This window comes from Gottfriedia sp. NPDC057948 (assembly GCF_042887255.1).
Classification (GTDB): Bacteria; Bacillota; Bacilli; order Bacillales; family Bacillaceae_G; genus Gottfriedia.
Map to the genome: position 1 here is coordinate 105,322 of NZ_JBHVPN010000009.1, position 22,754 is coordinate 128,075.

The window sequence follows — 22,754 nt, forward strand, 5'->3', positions numbered from 1 at the left end:
TATGATTAACATAAAAAAGAGGAGAGCAGTATCCCCTCTAATTTTATATTATATTTTCCATTCCATAACTGATTTTCCCCAGTTAGTTGTTAAATCACGTTCGAATGCATTATGAATATCATCGATACTACGAATTTCATTTACATCTCCAATTAGAGTCTCTAAGTATTCGACTACTTCAGGATTCTCATGAAGGAAGTTAACTGTTTCAACGAAGTCAGAGCGTCCGCTTCGACTGCTACCTATTAAAGTAATTCCTCTTTCAAGGATCATTCGCGTATTAATTTCAACAGGATATTCAGATACGCCAAGTAATGGAATCGAGCCTTCAGGTTGAATGTGATTAATAATTTGTTCTACAGCGTATTGACTACCAATACCACCAACACATTCAAAAGCATGGTCGACTGTTACATCTTCAGGAACTTCATCAATTTGATATGTTTCATCTGCAAATGAGAAGTAGCTTAATTTTGAATGGTTTTTACCAAATACATATACTTTACTTTCTGGATAACGCTTTTTAAGGATTAGAGCAGTTATAAATCCTAAGTTTCCATCACCCCAAACGCCTAAAACATCACGACGTTGATGTGCACGTTCTTCAAATCGGACAACTGCATGCATACTTACACTGATTAATTCAGAGAAAGCTGCAACCTGCAAGTTTATGTCATCTGATAATCCTACTACACGGTCTCTTTCAAGGAATACATAATCTTGCATGAAACCATCATAGCCACTTGAACGAAACTTACTCGTTTTTAAATAATTTTCAGCAATTACATCATCAACCTGAGTAGGTGTATTTGGAATCATCACGACATGAGAGCCTGTTTTGAAATCACCTTTTGGATCATAAACAACTTTTCCGACACCTTCATGAATCAGTGCCATAGGTAATTTTTTTGCCATCGCTTCTTTGCCACGAGTACCAGTATAGTATCGTTGATCAGCAGCACAGATTGATAAATGTGTTGGACGTACAACGATATAGTCACCTTCTAGAGATTGTTCTTTATAAGTGATCTCAATTTGTTTTGTTGAAACTAAACGATAGATTTGATTAATCATTTTGTCGTCACCTGGTCCTTTAAAAGTGCATTTGCTACTTTTAAGTCATACGGAGTCGTAATTTTCATATTAAAAACTTCACCTTTAACTAGCTTTACGTCTACACCTTTAAGAAGACAAATTTTACAAGCATCCGTTAAGATTGCTTTTTGTTCTGTATCTAATTCAGAATAATGTTTCGTCAGTAGATTAATATTAAAACTCTGAGGAGTTTGTCCTTGATACATTGTATTTCTTACTGGTATATCTGTAATCGTATTGTGATTAGAAGATTGAATGATTGTATCAACAGCCTCAATAACAGTATCAACAGCTCCATATTTTAGAGCAGCATCAATATTTTCTTCTATAATTCGATGAGTTAAGAACGGTCTAACAGCATCATGTGTTACGATAATATCTTCATCAGTAATTTCAAAGTTTTGTTGTAAATAGCGAATACCACTCATAATTGATTCATTGCGGTCGCTACCACCCTCAACAACAGTTATACGGTCATTCATACCAATATATTTTTTGATAATATCTTTTGTATGTTGAATCCATTCTTTTGGCGTTACAACTAAAATCTTTTTAAAGTCATCATTTAAGATGAATTTTTCTATTGTATGGATAATAATTGGACGGTTATTCAGTGCAAGAAATTGCTTTGGCATACTAACATTTCCCATGCGAGTACCTTTTCCACCCGCTAATATTTCTGCATAAATCATTCATTTCACCTGCTTTTTTATTTTGGAATTAATATGTCAAGTAAGGATATTATTATAAAATACCCAAAGTAAATAAAATCATTACAAATCATTACAAAACATTACATTTCATGTATTGTTTCTTCATATACAATAAGTATAATCATATCAAATAAAAAATAATTAGTCGACATTATACTATATTATTCGAGGTTATAGTACAAGTAGCTTCAAATAAAATAATTGACTATTAGAAAAATGGTAAAAAAGGTTGGTTTATGGTAAAATATCGTATATTTTGTCAAGTTAGAATTGATGATTAATTCTATTCAGGAGGTAAGACATTCTTGGGTTTACATAAAAAGAAGATTTTACTTATTTCGCAACACTTTTATCCAGAAATAGGTAGTGCAGCAAATCGTATGAAAAATATTTATATAGAGTTAAAGGAAAAGGGTTTCGATGTAAAAGTACTAACATTAGAACCTAGATATCCTAGTCGTGAACTATATGAAGATAAACAATTTTGGAATGAACCACTAATCGATGAAAAAGATATCATTCGAATTGATCCTTCGATAAAAAAACACTCTGGAAGTATTTTAAAGAGATTATATTTATATCTGGAAGTTATGGTTCGATTTATCGGTACTATTTTTAAACAAAAGGCAGAATTTGATTATATTTTTGTGACATCTCCACCAATATTTGTAGGTGTGGCAGGTTTAATTGCTAAATGGAAGTTAAAAGCTCCACTAATATTAGACATAAGAGATTTGTGGCCAGAGTCTCTAACTGGTGTACAAGTTTTCTCTAATCCTTTAATCTTAAAAACTGCCTATAAAGTAGAAGAAATTTTATATAAAAAAGCAACGAAAATAATCGTTAACAGCCGTAGTTTTATTGAATACATGACAAATAAAAATGTCAGCAAGGATAAAATTACATTTCTACCTAATTCATTAACTGAAAGTGAATTAGCATATAAAGAGGGCCAATTAGAAAAAGAAAATATAACCGTTATTTATACTGGAAATTTAGGCTTAGCACAGGATTTGCATAAGTTTATGAAAACTGCTGCATTATTAAAGGAAAATACATCAATTAATTTTTCAATTATTGGCTATGGAAAAAACACAAATGAAGTTAAGAATTATATTGAATCGAATGGATTATCAAATGTAACATTACATACTGCAAAATCACGAAACGAAACTTTAAAACTTGTCGCAAGTGCTGATATTGCTTATGTAAGTTTAGTAAACCAAGAAGTTTTTAAAACTGTTTTACCAGGGAAAATAATTGATTATATGTGTGTTAAGAAACCAATCATTGGGGATGTAGCAGGGTATGCAAGTGAAATTATTCATGAAGCAAACTGTGGAATTATATTAAAAGAAGATAAGCCCGAAGAATTGGTTGAAAATATCTATAAACTTGCAAATGATTCAAATCTCCGCAAAAATTATGGAGAAAATGGCTATCAATATGCATACAAAAATCTACGTTGGAAAACGAATATTAATGTGTTATTAAAAGTGATGGAGGATATCCATGAATAAAAAGGTTTGTGCGTTTGTATTTAATCATTTTACGAATGATGCACGCGTACTGCGTGAATGTTCTGCATTAGCAGAAGTCGGATATGATGTTGATTTAATTGCTTTACATGATGATTCAAAAGAATTACCAAAAAGAGAACGTTTGGAAGAAGGATTTAATGTTATCCGAGTAAACAATCGTTTACCATTTGGAATCTATCATCTTGTTCATTATTGTGCAAAGATCTTTAATTTAGTAAAAAGTAGTTTATTAATGAAACTAGTTGCTATTTTATTGATTTTACTTGGATTATTTTTAAATGCAGTTGCAACGATTATAATTGCTGCTGTTATCGTTCTTTTTGGTAATCGTTATATGAAAGTACTATTAACTAGAGGCTATAATATTTTACAAATGATCTATCATGGGCTTAAAAGGGATTACGATATTTATCATGCGAATGATTTAAATACTTTACCTCAAGGAATCATTTGTGCAAAAGTATTCAAAAAAAGTAAATTAATTTATGATTCACATGAAGTTCAATCTAGTAGATCTGGTTATGAGAATCCGATTTTCGGAAAAATTGAGAAGTTTTTAATTAAATATATTGATGTGATGATTCACGAAAATAATACTAGGGCAAAATATACTCAAGATTTATATGATATTGAATATCCTGAGGTAATTCACAATTATCCATTTGTATCTAAGCCGGAAGAAAGTAATGCGATTAATCTGCATGAAAAACTAGGAATTAGTGAAGACGAACCAATACTTCTTTATCAAGGTGGTATACAAAAGGGTCGTGGATTAGAACTAATTGTAAAAGCTGCACCTTTATATAAAAGAGGGATCGTTGTTTTTATTGGTGATGGAAAGATAAAGCCAAATCTCTTAAATTTAGTAGAAGAGCTACAACTACAAGACCGAGTGAAATTTATTGATAAAGTGCCAGTAGATGAATTACTTAATTATACAAGAAATGCTTATTTAGGGTTTCAAGTATTAAATAATATCAATTTTAATCATTATTCAGCGTCTTCGAATAAATTATTTGAGTACTTGATGAGCGGTGTACCAGTTGTTGCTTGTAGCTTCCCAGAAATTCAGAAGGTAGTTGAAGGTGAATATACTGGTGTATGTGTAGACTCCCACGATCTTGATTCAATAGCTGAAGGTGTGAACTATTTATTAGACAACCCTGAAGTTCGAGACGAAATGAGCAAAAATTGTATAAAAGCAAGACATAAATACAATTGGAATAATGAGAAGAAAGTTTTCATCGGAATTTACGAAAAAGTTCTATACGGTGAAAAGGCAATGGTAAGCTAAGTTTGATTATGTGAATATTTTAGTAGAGAAGGTAAAAAGAACTAGGGATTATGCCATATTTCTTTTTACCTTTCTATGCATAGAGAGGTATGCGTGATGACCAATTATAAGTTAAGTGTTGTAGTCATTAACTATAACAAAGAGAAATTTATTGAGGAAAGTTTACAATCTGTCATCGATCAGTCATTAGAAAATATTGAACTGGTCGTTGTCGATGATGGATCGACTGATAAAAGTAGCGTTTTAGCAGAAGAATTCACAAAAAAGTATCAAAATGCAAAGTTTATTAGGCAGGAAAATAAAGGGCCAAGTGCTGCAAGAAATACAGGTTTATCTCATGCAAGTGGGGAATATATTGCATTTTTAGATGGAGATGACATTGCTTATCCTGATGCATATGCCCAGTTATACTCTTTAGCAAAAAAATATAACGCTGATACGGCAGTAGGTAATATTTTATGCTTTAACGGCGAAAAAACTTGGCGATTAAATTATATGAAAGAAATTTTCAAAGAAGGTTTGCCTGAAAATAGACAGATTCTTGAGAGTCCAGAGCTGCATCTTACACCATCTGCTAGTAATAAATTATTTAAAAAAGAATTACTTGAGCGCGAGGGTATTCGATTTCATGAAGAACTTCGAGTTGGCGAAGATTTATTTTTTACGGAGAAATCATTATTGAAATCAAACTGTACAGTTGTATGCAATGTAGATGTAATTGGTTATCGAATTGATGATCCAGAAAATAGTTTAATTAAAGCTGGAACAATCCAATTTTTTCAACAGTTAGTCATGCTTCAAAAAGAGCTACGATCTTATTATGAAGAAAATGGTTTTACAAAAGATTTAATACATATTGAAAGAAGACAACTTAAATTCTTTATTAACTCAATTAATATAAAGGCAAATAAACTACCAGAAGATGAGAAGGTGAATCTTGCTTCCGTTGGTAATGAATTTATGAAAACAATTCGAAATGAATCGATTAAAGATGAGCTTAGTGTTGTACCAAAGTTTGTTGCAGAGACATTACGATTAAAAGATAAACGAGCTTTAAAAATCTATTTATCCTTAAAATCAAATCCTAAAATGACGAATAGTAAATTAAGAAAAATAGTTTACCTACTTTCACTATTCTCTTTAAGATACAAGTTTGTTAAATCTTAGTTAATTTAATGTAAAATAGAGTCGAATCGTGAAAATTAATTGTAAGATTAATAAGATAAATAGATATTTATTGAAATATAATTTCTACTAATTTAAAATGATGATTGGTGCTTTTTCTAATTTATTAGTTTCCTTAATAGAAAAGGTAAGATCTAGCGATTTAAGTTTTATCCAATTATCCAAAAAGTTTACTAATAATACGTTTACTATAATCTAAATATCAGTAAACTATTAATAGAGCAAAAGAGTAGAAATTAGTAAAATTTCTGAAAGAGGTTATAGTAAAATGAAAATTTGCACAATTGGACTAGGGTATATAGGATTACCAACTTCTGCGATGTTTGCGAAATATGGCGCAAGTGTTGTAGGTGTAGACGTACAAAAAAGCGTTGTAGATAAATTAAATTCTGGAGAAATTCATATAGAAGAGCCTGGATTAGGCGAAATGGTTAAAGAAGTAGTAGAAAAAGGATTTTTCAGAGCATCTTTAACACCTGAAGAGGCTGACGCATTTATTGTTGCGGTGCCAACTCCTAATAATGATGATGAGAATAAATCTTGTGATTTATCATATGTATTAGACGCCGTTCATAAAGTAATTCCTTTCTTAAAAAAAGGGAATGTTTTAATCGTTGAATCAACAATCGCACCTAGAAGTATGGATGACTTTGTAAAACCACTAGTAGAACAAGCTGGATTTACTGTAGGTGAAGATGTTTATCTTGTTCACTGTCCAGAACGTGTATTACCAGGCCAAATTTTACACGAATTAATTCATAATAATCGTATTGTAGGCGGGATTACAGCTGCATGTAGTGAAGCAGGAGCAAAAGTGTATCGTACATTTGTAGAAGGCGAAATTATTCAAACAGATGCAAAAACTGCTGAAATGTCTAAACTAATGGAAAATACATTCCGTGATGTAAATATTGCGTTGGCAAATGAACTAACAAAGATTTGTAATTCATTAGAAATCAACGTATTAGATGTTATTCAAATGGCAAACAAACATCCACGTGTAAACATTCATTCACCAGGTCCAGGTGTTGGAGGTCATTGTCTTGCTGTTGACCCATACTTTATTGTAGCCAAAACGCCTGAATTAGCTGGTATGATCAAATTATCTCGTGACACAAATGTATCGATGCCTAAATATGTTGTTGACTCAGTAAAAGAACTAGTTTCAGGTGTAGATAATCCTAAGATTGCAGCATTTGGTGTGACTTATAAAGGTAATGTAGATGATATGAGAGAAAGTCCTGCAATGGAAATTATTGAGTTATTGCACGAAGAGGGACTAAATGTCACAATTCATGATCCGCATGTAACTTCTGAGAAAATTAATGTTTTATCTGCTGAGGAAGCTGTGGAAGATGCAAGCTTAATTCTTGTATTAACAGATCACAATGAATTTAAAACATTGGACTACAATAAACTTGCTAAACAAATGAAGCAAGCAGTACTATTTGATACACGTAATTGTGTACCAACTTCAAATGATTCTGATATGAAATTTGTTAATTACGGAAATTTATATAAAGAAATTAAAAAGAATGTGGTTGATTTATGAGTAGTATAAAAACAGTTTTACAAGAACATGCTAAAAATTTATCATTAATTTTACGCCTTTCATCTTATGAAACACGTAAAGAGTATGCAGATAGCCAACTTGGCGTAATTTGGGTATTTTTAAACCCACTTTTTCAAATAGCTGTTTACTGGGTAACTTTCGGAACGGGGATTAGGAACGGGGCTCCAGTAAATGGAATTCCGTTTCTTATTTGGATGCTTTGTGGTTTAATTCCGTGGTTCTTTATTAGTGCAGCAATCATGCAAGGTTCAAGTTCGATTTTTAATCGAATCGGAACAGTATCTAAAATGAATTTCCCACTAAGTATTATTCCATCATATGTCGTTTTATCTAGGTTCAATACGCATTTATTTATGATGGCCGTCTTAATAATCGGTGTAATTATCAATCGAGGAATCGAACATATAAATATTTTTGCACTAATTTATTTTATGATTGTGGGCTTACTATTTAATATCGCACTTGCATTACTTACATCTACTTTATCAACAATGGTTAGGGATGTTCATTTATTAATTCAATCATTAACTAGAATGCTTTTATATTTATCACCTATTTTATGGGAGCCTAAGGGTGCAAATATTTTAGTTAAATTAATGAAGTTAAATCCACTCTACTATATTATAGAAGGATATCGTGGCGCCTTATTATATGGACATTCTAATTTGATTTTTTCTAAAATAACTATTTATTTTTGGTGTGTATTGCTAGCCTTTTTCATAATCGGTTCAATTTTTCATGTTAAATTCAGGAAGCAGTTTGTTGATTTCCTATAGAAGGTGAAATGTATGACAAAAAAAGTTGTCTTTAAAAATGTTACTAAAAAATTTAAAATTTATAATAAACCGACTGACAAGCTGAAGGACTTATTCTTTGGTGGAAAAGGCGGAGAATATTTTCATGCGTTAAAAAACATTTCATTCGAAATTGAACAAGGTGAAATTGTAGGGATTATTGGTTTAAATGGTTCAGGTAAAAGTACAATGTCTAATTTAATTGCTGGTGTAACAATGCCAAATGATGGTGAAGTTGAAGTAAATGGAGTTGCTTCACTAATTGCCATTCAAGCTGGATTAGATAACCGATTGACTGGATTAGAAAATATTCGATTAAAAGGTTTGATGATGGGTCTTACAATTAAGCAAATTGAAAAAATCACTCCTGATATTATTGAATTTGCCGAAATTGGAAAATTTATTAATCAACCAGTAAAATCATACTCAAGTGGTATGAGATCAAGACTTGGATTTGCAATCTCTGTAAATATCGACCCAGACATCATGGTAATCGATGAAGCATTATCTGTTGGTGATCCTACCTTTACAAAACGTTGTTTAGATAAAATGAATGATTTTAAAGAACAAGGTAAAACAATCTTCTTTATTAGTCACTCATTAGGTCAAGTTAGAAGCTTCTGTACGAAAGGCCTATGGATTCATTATGGAAAATTAGTTGAGTATGGTGAAATAAACGAAGTATGCGATAACTATCAAAATTTCCTAACTGAATATAATAAACTAACACCTGCAGAACGTGCAGCAGACCGTGAAAAGAATATGCATGTAAATCAATAATGAAAATAGACACTTTATGAAATAGATTTTCTTCATAATAGTGTCTATTTTAATAGACTTTTATATATACTAAAAAGTTGTGTTGGAAAGGAATAGTATGGAATCCAAAAGTAAATTTAGAATTTTTGTTGGTTACTGGGTACCTGTGATCCTTATAGCTAGCATTATCTTTTATTCATCAGCAACACCGTATGAAAAACAAGATATAAGACCAGAAATAAGCCACATTACATTTTTATATGATCTAATGAAGCATTTTACCTTTGTCAACTTTAACTATGCTGGACATGAAGTCAGTATAAAAGAGCTTGGAGTAGCAGGATTTACAGAATTCTTTATTCGAAAACTATCCCATTTTTCAATCTATCTTTTACTTGCCTTTTTTGCTACAAGATTAGCAAAGCTTTATGTGAACAGAGCCTTTTTAGTAGGCGTAATTTTTTCAATCCTTTATGCTGCTTCAGATGAATTTCACCAATCCTTTACTGCAAACCGAACTCCGCTAGTTCAAGACGTAGTAATCGATTCAATCGGAGCACTAATAGGGGCATCATTATTTATATTAATAAGTAAGAAACTTAAAGCAAAAGTTCAAAAATCCATTCGAGTTTAATCGGATGGATTTTTTTGTATGAGGAAGCCACCGTTCTATTTCTTGAATCTCATATAATTTCATACTTTCGGTCCAAGTCATTTCTACTAAAAATGTTATTTTACATATTTTCCCTTTTAATAAGAGGTGCTATACTTCTTTTGGGAGGGGAAGAAATGAAAGATTTAAAAAGGATCGTCATCGCGTTAATCACCTGGTTATTTTTTATTACTACTTCACATGTGTTTGCTAGGGATACGGGAACTGGTGAAAAAGGGATCGTAACGAACATAAATGCTACTCACAAGGACCATATTGTTACACTTACATGGGATTGGAATGCAAGTGATACTTACACTATTGAACGTAACGGTGAAATTCTAGATTATGACGTTTGGGGTAGCGGGGAATATAAAGATTCAAATTCAGTAAAAGATGATATTACATATACTTATACGATTTGGGCAAATGGATTTGATGATAAAAAATCTTCTGTAACAATTACGATTGAAAAAGATACCACGCCACCACCAAATGTTATTTTAGACAATTACCCAGTCATTGATAATCATTTTATTCGATTTGCATGGCAAAATCCAACATACACACCAGATTTAGAGTCTGTAGACATTTATATGAATGGAGAATTGTTAACAAACTTGGTTACTGGTCCATTAAATGGCGGTGTTTATACTGCAAATAATTTAGAAGCAAATACTACTTATTTGTTAAAAGTATGCCCAAAAGATAAATTAGGAAATGTAGTTCCATATATAGAATGTTCACAAAAAACGTTTAAAACTACGAATGAGAACAGGCCTCCAGGAGAAATTAAAGAAGGTAGAATCAATTATGTACAAAAAAATCTCATGTATGTTATGGCGACAAGAACATATTCTAGCGATAAGTATTTGGACTTCTCTTGGGATTCCCCCTCAGATGCAGATTTTGTTGGAACTTATCTAACAGTGCCTAATGGGAAAAAGATTTACATTCCGGGAAGGCCTAATTACGGTAGTTTTTATGAATACAAACCAGACACAGTGTTTAAGGAACAAAAGTTTATACTTCAAACTGTAGACTATAATGGAAATATCTCTAAAGGAAAAACATTAATTTGGGATAATCCATTACCGCCAGGTCCTGTAACGAATGTAAAAGTTAAAGAAACGAATGGGATCGTTACAGTTTCATTTACACCACCAGTTGATCATGATTACAGCTTTACAAAAATTACTTTACCTAATAAAAAGGAAATTTATTTAGATAAAGGAACAAACACTTATAGTTATAAAGGGAGCCTTGTAGTTGGTCAATCCTATAATTTTGTATTCTCTACGTCTGATGTTGATAAGTTTGCAGTAGTAACTCATTACTCACCAGATATTCCAATTACGATTACACCGAAAGCTACAGTGGTTAATAAATACTATTATCTAAAATCAACAACTACTCTTAGATCACTATCGGATGGTAAAGGGAAGGTAGTAAAATCAATACCAAAAGGTACGAAGATATTCGTTATTAGCTCCGGGTTTGGCTTGAAACATGATTATGTTTATGTAAAGTATTCAAAGAAGTATACTGGATATATTTCAAAAACAGCCGTGAAATTTTAGGCTATGTTAAACTTAAATTTGAATATTTGCATACTGAAAAAAGACTGTTAATTGACAGTCTTTTTTTTGCCTTCCTGCATTTCCCATAGGAGACGGGCATCCTTTAAGTTCCAATGCTTCAATTTGTTTTCCCTTTTCTATAAGCAAAGTTCATTTAATTCGATTAAAAAAAATAATAAATTTTTTCAGTAATAAAAAATCTTACCTAAATCCAATTAGATAAGATTTTCGTTTTTCACAGCTTTATAAAAGTAGGTTCAGTACCTGCTTTCTCTACATAACCGATCTTAACCGGACTCATTTGAATCAATACATAATTAGGATCCTCGGGACCATCAAGCCATCTAGACAATTCCTCAGTCCATACTTTCTCTTCAGGACCTGCATTTTCAATTACTTCAGCTCTTGCAAACATCTCCACAAAGTTATCATCTAAACGATCACCATCATGACCAAGTAGTATATGTACATTTGGATTATTTTTTATATCTTCTACTTTTTGTGAATTCTTATTTGTAGCGATATAAGGTGTTAGGCCTTTAAAGAAAAATACCATATAACAACTATGCGGAAAGTCTTCACGAATGGTCGTAAATAGACCTAATTGTTTCGCCTTAAGCACCTTCATAATATTTTCTTGAATCATTTTTATTAACTCCCTCCTAGTTCAGAAGAAGGGAAGGTAGAAATCTATTCTACCAACCGCATCTCCAACATAAGTAATTCTAGTTCTCGAGGTCATAATCCTTTGAGCAATATAGGTAAAATCGATGAATTTTGCCATCAACACTTTAAGTGTTTGTTAATTGTTTTACATTTAAACCTATTTTTTTAAGTCTTTTGCATATGATATTTATAAGGAAATTTATTTAGGAGGTAAATATGGCTCATCGTTTATTTTTTATTGTTACATTTATCGGTGTACCATTATCGGTAATTGGGAGCTTAATGCATTGGAGCGAGATTTTATTATTTATCATTTACTGTTTAACGATTATTGCATTAGCTGGCATTATGGGAAGAGCTACTGAAAGTTTAGCGATTGTAGCTGGCCCGAGAATTGGGGGACTTTTGAATGCAACATTCGGGAATGCGGTAGAGTTAATTATCGCGATTTTTGCATTACAAAATGGTTTATCGGAAGTAGTATTAGCATCATTAACAGGTTCTGTAATAGGAAACTTACTACTTGTAGGTGGACTATCCTTTTTTATTGGTGGATTAAAATATAAACGTCAAAGCTTTAATGTTTACGATGCGAGACATAATTCAGGCTTGTTGATTTTTGCGGTAGTACTAGCCTTTGTCATTCCTGAAATTTTTTCAGTTAAAATGACTGCAAATGATAAGATGACACTTAGTGTAGGCGTTTCGATTGTTTTAATGGTTTTATACTTAGCAGCACTTTACTTCAAATTAGTTACACATCGTGGGGTGTACGTAGCTAAAAATCAAGAGATCGTAGAAGAGCATGAAGAAGCTGAGTGGAAAACAGGGAAAGCCATGGTTATTTTAGCGTTAGCTACTGTAGCAGTTGGATATGTTTCAGAGAAGCTAGTTCACACGTTTACGACAGTAGGAGATAGGTTCGGATGGACTGAGTTATTTATCGGTATAATCGTTGTTGCTATTGTTGGCAACGCGGCTGAACATGCATCTGCAATTGTGATGGCATATAAAAATAAAGTAGGGGTATCGGTAGAAATTGCTGTTGGTTCATCATTACAAATTGCCATGTTCGTTGCGCCAGTGTTAGTGATTTGTTCATTGTTTATTGGGGAAAGAATGCCATTAATATTTTCCATGCCGGAATTAATTTCGATGATCACTTCCGTATTTTTAACAATTGCGATTATGAATGATGGAGATACAAACTGGTTTGAAGGGTTAACCCTATTAGCGGCTTATTTGATTATGGGGATTGGTTTCTACTTACTATAAAAAAATTGAAGGTGGTAATACTTGAAAATAATAATAAGAATTCTATTTTATTTAATTGGATTACTATTTTTAACTTTAGGAATTAGTTTAGCGATTAAAGCTGGACTAGGGGCTAGTGCATGGGATGCATTAGCTGTTGGAGAGTCGAAAACCTTTGGGTTATCTGTTGGAAATTGGATTATCATTAATTCATCAATACTATTGTTTGTAAATGCTTTTTTGCAAAAGAAAAGACCAGATTGGCTTGCTGCGATTACGTTTATTTTAATTGGACGATTTCTTGATTTTTGGCTAACTGTAGAGTCGGAGCATTTATTTGATTCAAATATGGTCACTAGATATATTCAATTAGTACTAGCTATTTTAAGTATGACTATAGGTATTGCGATTTATTTGCAAGCGAAGTTTCCGTTAAGTCCAATAGATGATTTAATGATCTCGCTAAACAAACGGTTCGGGGTAAGTTTAGGCGTGGCAAAAACGATCGGTGAAGTGTTTGCTTTAGTATTGGCATTTCTTCTAAAAGGTCCAATTGGAATCGGAACCGTCTTAATTACATTCAGTATTGGACCTATTTTACAGAAATTAAGAGATCCTATCGAGAAACTATATATTAAGCTGACTTCATAGCAAAATTTTTCATTTTATGGAATACATATATTTACATAAACTGTTCATGCTAAGAGTAATAATTTCCTTATTTGTGAAAGGGGCATGAATATGTCTAAATGGTTTAAGCCATTCGTTCTTTTTAATATAGCTATTTTATTTATTTCTTTAAATAATGGACAAACAACTTTTGCAGCTCATTCAGATATTAAAGTCCCACGGTCGGCTGCAAATGTGACAAAAGAAAATACTTACCCTAATCCAACTCAAGACCTGCCAGAACTTCAACCAGGGGGATTTGCTAAGCAATTATTAGATTCATCAAATGTAAAAATTGAGAATCCAAATCTCATTCGTATGTTTAATGAATCCTATGTCAGCAAAGCACCGTTTGCAATAGGCTATAACGCGAAAATTTTCTTAGGGGTTTGGCCGTTAAATTATGAATCAAATGAGACAACAATCAATTGGCAATATAAAAAAATTAATACAAACTTTTTGGATAATAGAGGAGATAAAGCGTACAGACGAATAAAATACTACCAAAATTCGCAACAGATTGTTAAAGGTGGATTAACTGCTAAAGTAAGGAACGCGGATGATGTGATTAATTTAATGATGCACGATGCATCAGAGAAAACAACTCTTCCACTTGCATTCCAAACAGTGGTTGGAGCTGGAACTAAAAACGAGAGAGTATATAATGTACCACCAAAGCAACTCGGCTATTTATATGCTTATGCTCCTGCAGTTAATGAAAAAGGAAAAGTTACATTTGGAGAAGTGTACTTAATCTTAAAAGGTAATAAAAGAAGCCTACAAGTTAAAAATATAGTATCACAAGGTGTAGGTGCATGGATTCCTGTTCAGGATTATGTTTCGTTTGGTTATTTCGCTTCACCACACCCTAGATAATAGAGAAATCCACAAGGTAAATCATTTTCCTTGTGGTTTTTTGTTTTTGAATAAACACTTAGCTTTTTTTGTACAAAAAAACATGCCATTATATGACATGCTCTTTTTTAAGTGTTTAATTTCCCTTTAAAATCTTAGTACTTTTATTCGAAAAATCAGTTTCAGGATAATAGCTATTTTTTACAAGAATATTTGGACCTAAGCATTTAACTGCTGGACAATGACAGCTTAGTTCATTTGCAGTTTTTGATAATGTCCAAGTATCATATGCTTCTTGTAATGTATGGGTTTGAATATTTCCTAAATGAGGTACATCACCAAAGTCAGTAACGATGATGCTACCATCAAATACATTTACATTTAAGCGAGAACGACCATCAGGGTCATTTCGTAATGTTACATTTTTACTATTATATAGTCTCTGAATGATGTCTAAATCGTTTTGATCATCACTACATGGATAAAATGGCAGAGTACCAAATAACATCCAAATATTTTCATCACGTACATCAAGTAAAGTTGAAATTGCTTCGCGTAGCTCTGATTTTGTCAGGACTTCTAATGTACTAGCGAAATCGCTGGCATACATAGGGTGAACTTCGTGTCTCTGACATTTCATTTCGTCTATAATTTGGCGATGGATTTTTTCTAAGTATGGAAGAGTACGTTTGTTTAACATTGTTTCAGCGGATACCATAACTCCAGCATCAGCAAGTCTCCGGCTATTTTCAATCATGTTTTCGAATAATTTAGCACGCTGCGCATAGGTCGGCTTACGTTCCATCATCGCAAATCCTGCTTCTACAAACTCATCAACAGTTCCCCAGTTATGAGAGATATGTAGCACGTCTAAATAAGGAATTATTTTTTCGTATCTTTCAAAATCTAGTGTTAGATTTGAATTAATTTGAGTACGTACGCCACGTTCATGTGCATACTTCAATAAAGGCACAACATATCCGTTCAACATTTTATTTGAAAGCATCGGTTCTCCACCAGTGATACTAATACAACGAAGCTTCTCAATCTCTTCTAAGCGATTTAATACTAGCTCAATAGGTAGTGGATTTGGATCCTTAGGTTGTAAAGTATATCCGACAGCACAATGCTCACAGCGCATATTACAAATCGTTGTAGTCGTAAACTCTACATTTGTAAGCATGTTCTTACCATACTCTTCAACATCTAAATATGCTTCCCAAGGATCATATGTAGGTGTTATTTGTTGTAATAATTTTTTCATGTGATAACTCCTTTAGGTACAAAACTGCACCCATAAGTATTAGACTAATTTAATTTTCCTCAACTATTATAAGAAAGAAAGTGAAACCTTGTATAGGAATAACTTCCTAAAATTTAAAAAAATGTCGAATAAAGCAAATAACAGCTAAATAAATTAATAACTTTCTTTGAAAAGTTATCGAACTTTAACATAAGAAAGGCGAAATGTTGGCAATTACTTGCTACGAAATAATAAATTCATGATACACTTAGTTTATCTACTGTGAATCTAGGATGTTTCGCGGAAGTGACTTCTGCATTGGGTAGGCTAAAAATTAGACGAAAATCAAGTCAATTATTAAAGTTGAGAATAATCACTTAAACGATTCCTCAACTATGTAGGATTCGTTGTATCCGAATTTACGCCCTTGGAGTGTTAAACCAAACGAGAGTAGCTTCGGTAAAATCGGACACATGGAACAGGGAAGCAAACATCAAAATATAATAGATATATATAAATTAATGGCAACGGGTATAATATAAGTAGCAATTGTATTAGAAAGGACGATCATTTCATGTCAAACACAGAACAATTATCCTATATTAAAGAACGTTTTAATTCAGTAATGGAAACAATCGAATCATTAGAAGCTGAAGAAGTAAGCTTAGAAGAGCTAGATCAATTATTATCAGTTCTAGATGACCTAGAAAGTAAATGTCGTGAAGTTAATCGCCCAGATTGAGTCCATTGTAATGGGCTTTTTTATTAGATCGTAATTGTTAACAATTGAAGTAGCTAAATATTTGCCCAAATCAGAAACTAATTCTGAAGGGCTTTTTTTATTCCGTTTATTAAAAATTGTATTATAATGAAGAGGGGAACATTCAGTATTTTTATAAAGGGTTTTAAGGGGGAGCATGAATGCAACACATACAGGAAAGTATTTATCAATTAATTGTAGAAACATCAACAAATCTACCAAAAGACGTACGTAAAGCAATCAGACAAGCTAAAGCAAGTGAAACTGCAGGTACAAGAAGCGCCATCGCATTGGAAACGATTACAAACAATATCATGATGGCTGAAGGCGATGTTTCACCAATTTGCCAAGATACGGGTATGCCAACTTTTAAAGTGAAAACGCCAGTTGGGGTAAACCAACTTGTGATAAAAGAAGCAATTTATGCTGCAATTGAACAAGCTACAAAAGATGGTAAGCTCCGTTCTAACTCTGTAGATTCTTTATTTGGTAAAAACAGCGGAAATAACTTAGGACCAGGTACTCCAGTTGTTAAATTTGAGCAACATGAGAGTGGCTATATCGATATACGCCTAATCTTAAAAGGTGGCGGATGTGAAAATAAAAACATCCAATACAGCTTACCATGCGAACTTGAAGGACTTGGAAAAGCAGGTCGTGATTTAGACGGTATCCGTAAATGTATTTTACACAGCGTATACCAAGCACAAGGACAAGGCTGTAGCGCAGGCTTCATCGGAGTTGGTATTGGTGGCGACCGTACTAGCGGTTATGAGCTAGCAAAGGATCAATTATTCCGTTTATCTGATGATGAAAATTCAATTCCAGAGCTTAAAGCAATGGAAGATTACATTATGGAAAATGCTAACAAGCTTGGCGTAGGAACAATGGGCTTTGGTGGAGAAACAACTCTACTTGGCTGTAAAATCGGTGTAATGAACCGTCTACCAGCGAGCTTCTTCGTATCAGTAGCTTATAACTGTTGGGCATTCCGCCGTTTAGGAATGAAAATCAATCCTGAAACTGGTGATATTTCAGAATGGTTATATCGCGAAGGCGAAGAAATTAGATTTACAAATGAAACTGATGAAACAACTGAAGCACCTCGCGAAGTGAAATTAGTAGCTCCAATTACAGAAGAACAAATCCGTGATTTAAAAGTTGGAGATGTAGTTTCAATTAGTGGCATGATGTACACTGGACGCGACGCAATCCACCATCATTTAAAAGACCACGATTGTCCAGTCGATTTAAATGGACAAATTATTTACCACTGTGGACCTGTAGTATTAAAAGATGAAGAAGGCAAATATCACATTAAAGCAGCTGGCCCAACAACAAGTATTCGTGAGGAACCATACCAAGGCGATATCATGAAAAAATTCGGCATTCGCGCTGTAATCGGTAAAGGCGGAATGGGTGCAAAAACATTAAAAGCTCTAGAAGAGCACGGCGGCGTTTATTTAAATGCAATTGGCGGAGCAGCACAATACTACTCACAATGTATTAAAGAAGTAAAAGACGTAAACTACCTAGAGTTTGGTATTCCTGAAGCTATGTGGCACTTACAAGTTGAAGACTTCAAAGCAGTTGTAACAATGGATTCTCATGGTAATTCATTGCATAAAGATGTTGATAAGAGTTCACTTGAGAAATTAGCTACTATGGCTGAGAAGGTATTTTAATAATTGGGTTTTATGGGCAATGTCATTTTTTTGGCATTGCTTTTTTTGTGTTTTGTGAAGAGAATTGCAGCTATTCGAACAGAGCTGCAAATACCGGAATGAGAACTGCAAACAAAATTGCGGATACTGCAATTAAACAATGAGCTGCAAAATAAAATCACGAAAACTGCAATTAAAAAAATTCATATCTGCAATTTAATTAATGAAAACTGCAAATAAGTAGTTAAATCATGAAGAAAAAGTCTAATTTTAGGGCAAATTAATGGTGCTAAAGTAAAAAAAATTCAGATCAAACCGAAAAACCAAACCTCATCTCCTTTTCATCAAAAATCCTTGTTAGAAAAATTTAGTTTTATATCAAAATTACATGAATTCTTTTCATATTTCTAATTTATTTACAGATACTATTTTTAAGTGAGGTGAATGAGTTGAAAAAAATAATTGTATATATTCTTACTTTTTTCTTAGTATTTCCAAGTACTACATTTGCTTATAGTAATGCACCACATGGCTGGGGGATTGTTCCTGCGAAAAATGAGACTCCACCTGATGCTGGTGAGCAACTTAATAAATTGGTATCAAATACGGGGTCAGTTTATTTAGGGGATACTACAAAAAAAGATGTATATTTAACTTTTGACAATGGTTATGAAAATGGCTTTACACCAAAGTTTTTGGATGTTTTGAAGAAGCATGGTGTTAAAGGGACTTTTTTTATAACAGGGCATTATATTAAGGAAAATCCAGAATTAGTGAAAAGAATGGTTAATGAGGGGCATATAGTCGGGAACCATTCGTGGAGTCATCCTGATATGACAACGATTGGTGATCAAAAGATAATTGAGGAATTGGAACAAGTTAAAATGGCATACCAGGAATTGACTGGCCGATCAGATATGAAATATTTCAGACCTGCCAGAGGTGTTTTTAGCGAACGTACATTGAAACTAGTTAATAAGCAGGGATATGAAAATATTTTCTGGTCATTGGCATATGTTGATTGGAAAGTTGATCAACAAAGAGGTTGGAAATATGCTTATGATAATGTGATGAAAATGATTCATCCAGGAGCAGTTATATTAATGCATACTGTATCCAAGGATAATGCAGAAGCGATGGATGCAATTATTACTGGCTTACATAAACGAGGGTATCAATTTAAAAGTTTAGATGACTTAATGATGGAGAGAAGCGGGTTTGATCCGAGCTTTTATCTACCTAAAAAATAAAAAGCTAATGATTAAGTAGTTTTATGAACTGCTTTAATCATTAGCTTTTTTACTCTTTAAGGTCGAGTTTTTTAACGGTTTGCGATTGCTTCGTAGTTTAGTTTAGCATGTTGCTTAGGTGTTTTGATGACAAATGGATTTTCGACTGTATTTTCTAGGAATTGTTTATCTTTATTAGCGAATTTTTTTATTCCGTTAAGAACTTGCTCTTCTTCAGTTACAACTTCTCCAAAAAGTAAGTCTTGTGTAATTGGTCCTTGGTTGTAATGCTCATAATAAAATCGCTTATAGTCAAACTGATAGAAAATAACTGGTTTTTCCATATATGAAAAATCAAATGAAACTGTTGAATAATCAGTGATTAATAAATCTGATCTTTTTAATAGTGATTGGACAGTCTCTTCACCTTGACGGATCGTTTTTATTCTTTTATGGAAATCCGGAACATCCTTCATATAAATTTGAGTCTGGTAGTGCGGATAGAAAATGATATTTAAATCATTCTTTTCTAAGATTTGATGTAATTCGGGATTACTAAGTAAAGAAAAATAACGGTTAAAGTATTCAGAGTTCATTAATTGCTGAGTACTTTTATTCCAGTTTCTCCATGTTGGCATGATTAAAATGGTTTTGCCATTTCCTGTATTTTCAAGCGCATCCCATCTAGCCAAACCTGTAACGGCCACTTCATTTTCAGCATAACCGAATTCGTTAACAATATGATCTTTTTCAAAATCAGATGAAACGATAAATAATGAATAGCCCATTCGATTTTTATTCAGTACATGATTTACACGACTAACTCCAATAACGCCGTGTTGAATAAGGATTTTTTGATTTTGCTGCCACTCCGGATGACATTTTAAAACTTGTAAGTACTCATGCGTGTACATGTTGGCACGCTCTGAATAGGCATTAATTGTTTTATCACAAGTTAATAAGTAAAGTGTATGCTTTAAGCTTCCATATTGTACAATGTTTCCGAATTGTTTTATATATTCGTAATCCTTTGCCTTTTTATCAATCAAATAGTAACAGTTATCTCTTATTTTATTTTGCTGAATGTACTTGAATAAATGGTAAGAATTATCTTGTGCCGTATCTTTTCGTTCGCCAATTAACCAAATATGCTTATTTCGATAGTATCTTTGGGTTAAGCGGTAAAGGTGAAAAATAAGGAATGACTTCCATTCTCTTCTAAGTACAAGTAAACCAAATTCATAAACGATATCACGGAATGATTTTTGAATCTTTGTTTTTAATTTTCCAAGTAGACCTGTTTTTTTGATTCGAATGTGTAAATTTTTCTTTGGAAAATAAGGTACGATACTATGTGTTTTAGTTGTTGCAGGTTTTGAATTTGCCTTTGTTGAAAAATAGAAAATATGAAGTGGTTTTTTTAATGAAATATCTCCAACTTTTACTGAAATAAACACTTCATAATCGCCATCAGGTAAAATTTTACTTAACTCAATTGTAGTTGTTTTATAGCCACCATCACTATAATTAATACTATTTTTTGAGAAAAGATAGGACAAATCAGAACGCTCAAGAGTTTCGAGTGTAACTGTAATTAGTTGACCATTTGATTTATTTTTAAACTGTAATTCCTTAATAGAATCTAAATTATTAATTTCCTCGATAAATGCGAAGCCACCAACTTGCAAACGGTCACCTCGTAACGAAAGAATTTCAATTTTTTGATGTAAATTAAATTCCTTAATTTCTAGGTATTCTTTATATTTCGGAAAATACTTTGCAAAATAATGATAATATTTTCCCTCTATCATCACTGCACCTTTTTGTAGAGTACGATCTGATAATAGAGTCATCAATAAATGAAATTCTTCTGGATTTTGATTAAGAAAAATAGTATAAAATACTTTACTAATTTTAGAAGTATTATTTTCCATTAGATTTTCAGATAAGTTTATAGCAAAATCCGATGAAATCCTTAAAAGTTCATTGTACTGTTCTTTAGGGAAATAATATGCCTTTGTCAGTAAAGACGTTAAATAATAATCCCATAATTTTTTCTCAACATGCGAGTAATGAGAGGTGATATCTTTCAGATTATAATAGTTTATTAATTCAGTTTGAGTAACGAGAAGGTTATCAAAAAATTCTAACGTACTAGTTTGTTTAATAACATCACTGTTTGTTAAATCTCTCACTTTTATGACGATATCTGAAGTTACATAAACTTTATTTGAACAAATAAAAGATTGTTGAGTAAATAATAAATCTTGTTGTTCTGTTAAAAGCTCATTGAATTGCAATTGATTGTCGTTTATTAAACTTCTTTTAATAATCATATTTTTAATAGAAGGATTTAAGAGAAGTTCTGGATGTTTATGAAACTCACGTAATGTTGGTAAATCTTTTTTAATGATTGATTTTAATTCATGGTGCTCCCATTTTCTTGTACCATTGAATAATTGTATATTTCCTAAAGCAATATCAGTATGATCCTTTATCGCACTGTTATATAAATTTTCATAGGCTGAAGGATTAACTAGATCATCCGCATCGATAAATGCCACAAATTCTCCAGTAGCTTCATGTAATCCAATGTTACGAGCTTTGTTTTTTGTCATTAGTTCTAATGATATGAAGCGAACATTTTTATGTGAATTTGAATATTTCTCAATTATTTCTTTACTATTATCAGATGAACCGTTGTCGATCATAATCGTTTCAATATCAGTTAATGAATGACCTTGTATACTATTTAGGCAATCTTTTAAGACATCTTCATGATTATGTGCAACAACGACTATACTAACTTTGGCTTTTTCCATTATAGTCTTACCTCACTAGTCTCTACTTTCAATTAAATAGTTTATCATAAATTATAACCTAATGCGTCTTCGAAAGAACATAATTTACGAATGGTAAGTAGGTATTGTACTTGTATTATTTCCAATTGTTTACGGAGATATTTTAAGGTAGAGGAAAGAAGAGGTGGATAATCGTTTTGAAAGCTGCAATAAGTATAGAAAAAAGATTCAAATTATTTTTATTCAACATTTGACTTCGAAAATGATAATCGTTATCATTTAAGTATAGCAAATATCAACACCGCTGTAGCGATATTTGATCAGTTTTGAAACCTGATTGGACTTGAAAGTTTCCCCATTCCCTTAAAATTTAAAGTGTCAAAGAAAGATTGACTAGTCCCCAAGCTTTTTTTGCATTTCTTCAGAC

General features: G+C 32.4%; 18 protein-coding genes and 1 pseudogene. 14 read left to right on the forward strand and 5 right to left on the reverse strand.

Translation table 11 applies throughout. From position 1 onward, the window contains the following. Positions 1-48: 48 nt before the first annotated feature. Together ACFVRR_RS14930 and ACFVRR_RS14935 are read right to left on the reverse strand one after the other, a co-directional pair. Positions 49-1,074 (reverse strand): ribitol-5-phosphate dehydrogenase, encoded by a 1,026-nt coding sequence (locus tag ACFVRR_RS14930; RefSeq protein WP_387329939.1) that lies wholly within the window; start codon positions 1,072-1,074, stop codon positions 49-51. Beyond that, the gene (locus ACFVRR_RS14935) at positions 1,071-1,787 is read right to left on the reverse strand and encodes an IspD/TarI family cytidylyltransferase (protein WP_387329941.1); all 717 of its coding nucleotides are present in this window, start codon (positions 1,785-1,787) and stop codon (positions 1,071-1,073) included. The genes ACFVRR_RS14930 and ACFVRR_RS14935 overlap by 4 nt, the downstream gene beginning before the upstream one ends. A 326-nt stretch (positions 1,788-2,113) precedes the next feature. Between ACFVRR_RS14935 and ACFVRR_RS14940 the strand changes: the two genes are divergently transcribed. The 8 genes and pseudogenes from ACFVRR_RS14940 to ACFVRR_RS14975 all read left to right on the forward strand — a co-directional run bounded on the left by ACFVRR_RS14940 (position 2,114) and on the right by ACFVRR_RS14975 (position 11,186). Next, positions 2,114-3,328, forward strand: a complete 1,215-nt coding sequence (locus ACFVRR_RS14940; protein ID WP_387329943.1) for a glycosyltransferase family 4 protein — start codon at positions 2,114-2,116, stop codon at positions 3,326-3,328. Beyond that, entirely contained in the window at positions 3,321-4,643 is a 1,323-nt protein-coding gene (locus ACFVRR_RS14945; RefSeq protein WP_387329946.1) for a glycosyltransferase, read from the forward strand. Before ACFVRR_RS14940 ends, ACFVRR_RS14945 begins: the two co-directional genes overlap by 8 nt. A 96-nt stretch (positions 4,644-4,739) precedes the next feature. Further along, positions 4,740-5,810 carry a glycosyltransferase family 2 protein gene (locus tag ACFVRR_RS14950; RefSeq protein ID WP_387329949.1) on the forward strand — a complete coding sequence of 357 codons (1,071 nt, stop codon included), beginning with the start codon at positions 4,740-4,742 and terminating at the stop codon, positions 5,808-5,810. Between the two features lie 286 nt (positions 5,811-6,096). Next, the gene (locus tag ACFVRR_RS14955; protein ID WP_387329951.1) at positions 6,097-7,380 is read left to right on the forward strand and encodes a nucleotide sugar dehydrogenase; all 1,284 of its coding nucleotides are present in this window, start codon (positions 6,097-6,099) and stop codon (positions 7,378-7,380) included. After that, on the forward strand, positions 7,377-8,177 hold the full coding sequence (locus ACFVRR_RS14960; protein WP_387329954.1) for an ABC transporter permease: 801 nt from the start codon (positions 7,377-7,379) through the stop codon (positions 8,175-8,177). The genes ACFVRR_RS14955 and ACFVRR_RS14960 overlap by 4 nt, the downstream gene beginning before the upstream one ends. Before the next feature lie 12 nt (positions 8,178-8,189). After that, positions 8,190-8,960: pseudogene (tagH, locus tag ACFVRR_RS14965) on the forward strand (teichoic acids export ABC transporter ATP-binding subunit TagH); the annotation flags it as partial. Between the two features lie 112 nt (positions 8,961-9,072). Further along, complete coding sequence (locus ACFVRR_RS14970) at positions 9,073-9,588, forward strand: VanZ family protein (RefSeq protein ID WP_387329957.1); 516 nt, start codon at positions 9,073-9,075, stop codon at positions 9,586-9,588. Between the two features lie 155 nt (positions 9,589-9,743). Then, the gene (locus ACFVRR_RS14975; RefSeq protein ID WP_387329960.1) at positions 9,744-11,186 is read left to right on the forward strand and encodes a hypothetical protein; all 1,443 of its coding nucleotides are present in this window, start codon (positions 9,744-9,746) and stop codon (positions 11,184-11,186) included. Between the two features lie 235 nt (positions 11,187-11,421). On the opposite strand, the gene ACFVRR_RS14980 is transcribed toward ACFVRR_RS14975, so the two are convergent. Beyond that, entirely contained in the window at positions 11,422-11,832 is a 411-nt protein-coding gene (locus ACFVRR_RS14980) for a pyridoxamine 5'-phosphate oxidase family protein (protein ID WP_387329963.1), read from the reverse strand. Between the two features lie 236 nt (positions 11,833-12,068). On the opposite strand from ACFVRR_RS14980, the gene cax reads away from it, so the two are divergent. From cax to ACFVRR_RS14995, 3 genes are all read left to right on the forward strand, one after another. Beyond that, on the forward strand, positions 12,069-13,127 hold the full coding sequence (cax, locus tag ACFVRR_RS14985; RefSeq protein ID WP_387329966.1) for a calcium/proton exchanger: 1,059 nt from the start codon (positions 12,069-12,071) through the stop codon (positions 13,125-13,127). A gap of 21 nt (positions 13,128-13,148) precedes the next feature. Beyond that, positions 13,149-13,757, forward strand: a complete 609-nt coding sequence (locus ACFVRR_RS14990) for a YczE/YyaS/YitT family protein (RefSeq protein ID WP_387329968.1) — start codon at positions 13,149-13,151, stop codon at positions 13,755-13,757. Positions 13,758-13,847: 90 nt separating this feature from the next. After that, positions 13,848-14,651: a YfkD family protein gene (locus tag ACFVRR_RS14995; protein WP_387329971.1), complete on the forward strand. Its 804-nt coding sequence runs from the start codon at positions 13,848-13,850 to the stop codon at positions 14,649-14,651. A gap of 115 nt (positions 14,652-14,766) precedes the next feature. Here the strand turns inward: ACFVRR_RS14995 and yfkAB are convergent, their stop codons facing one another. Continuing rightward, entirely contained in the window at positions 14,767-15,894 is a 1,128-nt protein-coding gene (gene yfkAB / locus ACFVRR_RS15000; protein ID WP_097973330.1) for a radical SAM/CxCxxxxC motif protein YfkAB, read from the reverse strand. A 553-nt stretch (positions 15,895-16,447) separates the two neighbouring features. Here yfkAB and ACFVRR_RS15005 point away from each other — a divergent pair. The 3 genes from ACFVRR_RS15005 to pdaA all read left to right on the forward strand — a co-directional run bounded on the left by ACFVRR_RS15005 (position 16,448) and on the right by pdaA (position 19,547). Beyond that, the gene (locus ACFVRR_RS15005; RefSeq protein ID WP_098230791.1) at positions 16,448-16,615 is read left to right on the forward strand and encodes an SE1561 family protein; all 168 of its coding nucleotides are present in this window, start codon (positions 16,448-16,450) and stop codon (positions 16,613-16,615) included. 179 nt (positions 16,616-16,794) lie between these two features. Beyond that, the gene (locus ACFVRR_RS15010) at positions 16,795-18,318 is read left to right on the forward strand and encodes a fumarate hydratase (RefSeq protein WP_387329974.1); all 1,524 of its coding nucleotides are present in this window, start codon (positions 16,795-16,797) and stop codon (positions 18,316-18,318) included. 428 nt (positions 18,319-18,746) lie between these two features. After that, positions 18,747-19,547, forward strand: a complete 801-nt coding sequence (pdaA, locus tag ACFVRR_RS15015) for a delta-lactam-biosynthetic de-N-acetylase (protein ID WP_097973337.1) — start codon at positions 18,747-18,749, stop codon at positions 19,545-19,547. A 71-nt stretch (positions 19,548-19,618) separates the two neighbouring features. On the opposite strand, the gene ACFVRR_RS15020 is transcribed toward pdaA, so the two are convergent. Beyond that, on the reverse strand, positions 19,619-22,348 hold the full coding sequence (locus ACFVRR_RS15020) for a bifunctional glycosyltransferase/CDP-glycerol:glycerophosphate glycerophosphotransferase (RefSeq protein WP_387329976.1): 2,730 nt from the start codon (positions 22,346-22,348) through the stop codon (positions 19,619-19,621). Positions 22,349-22,754: the final 406 nt, after the last annotated feature.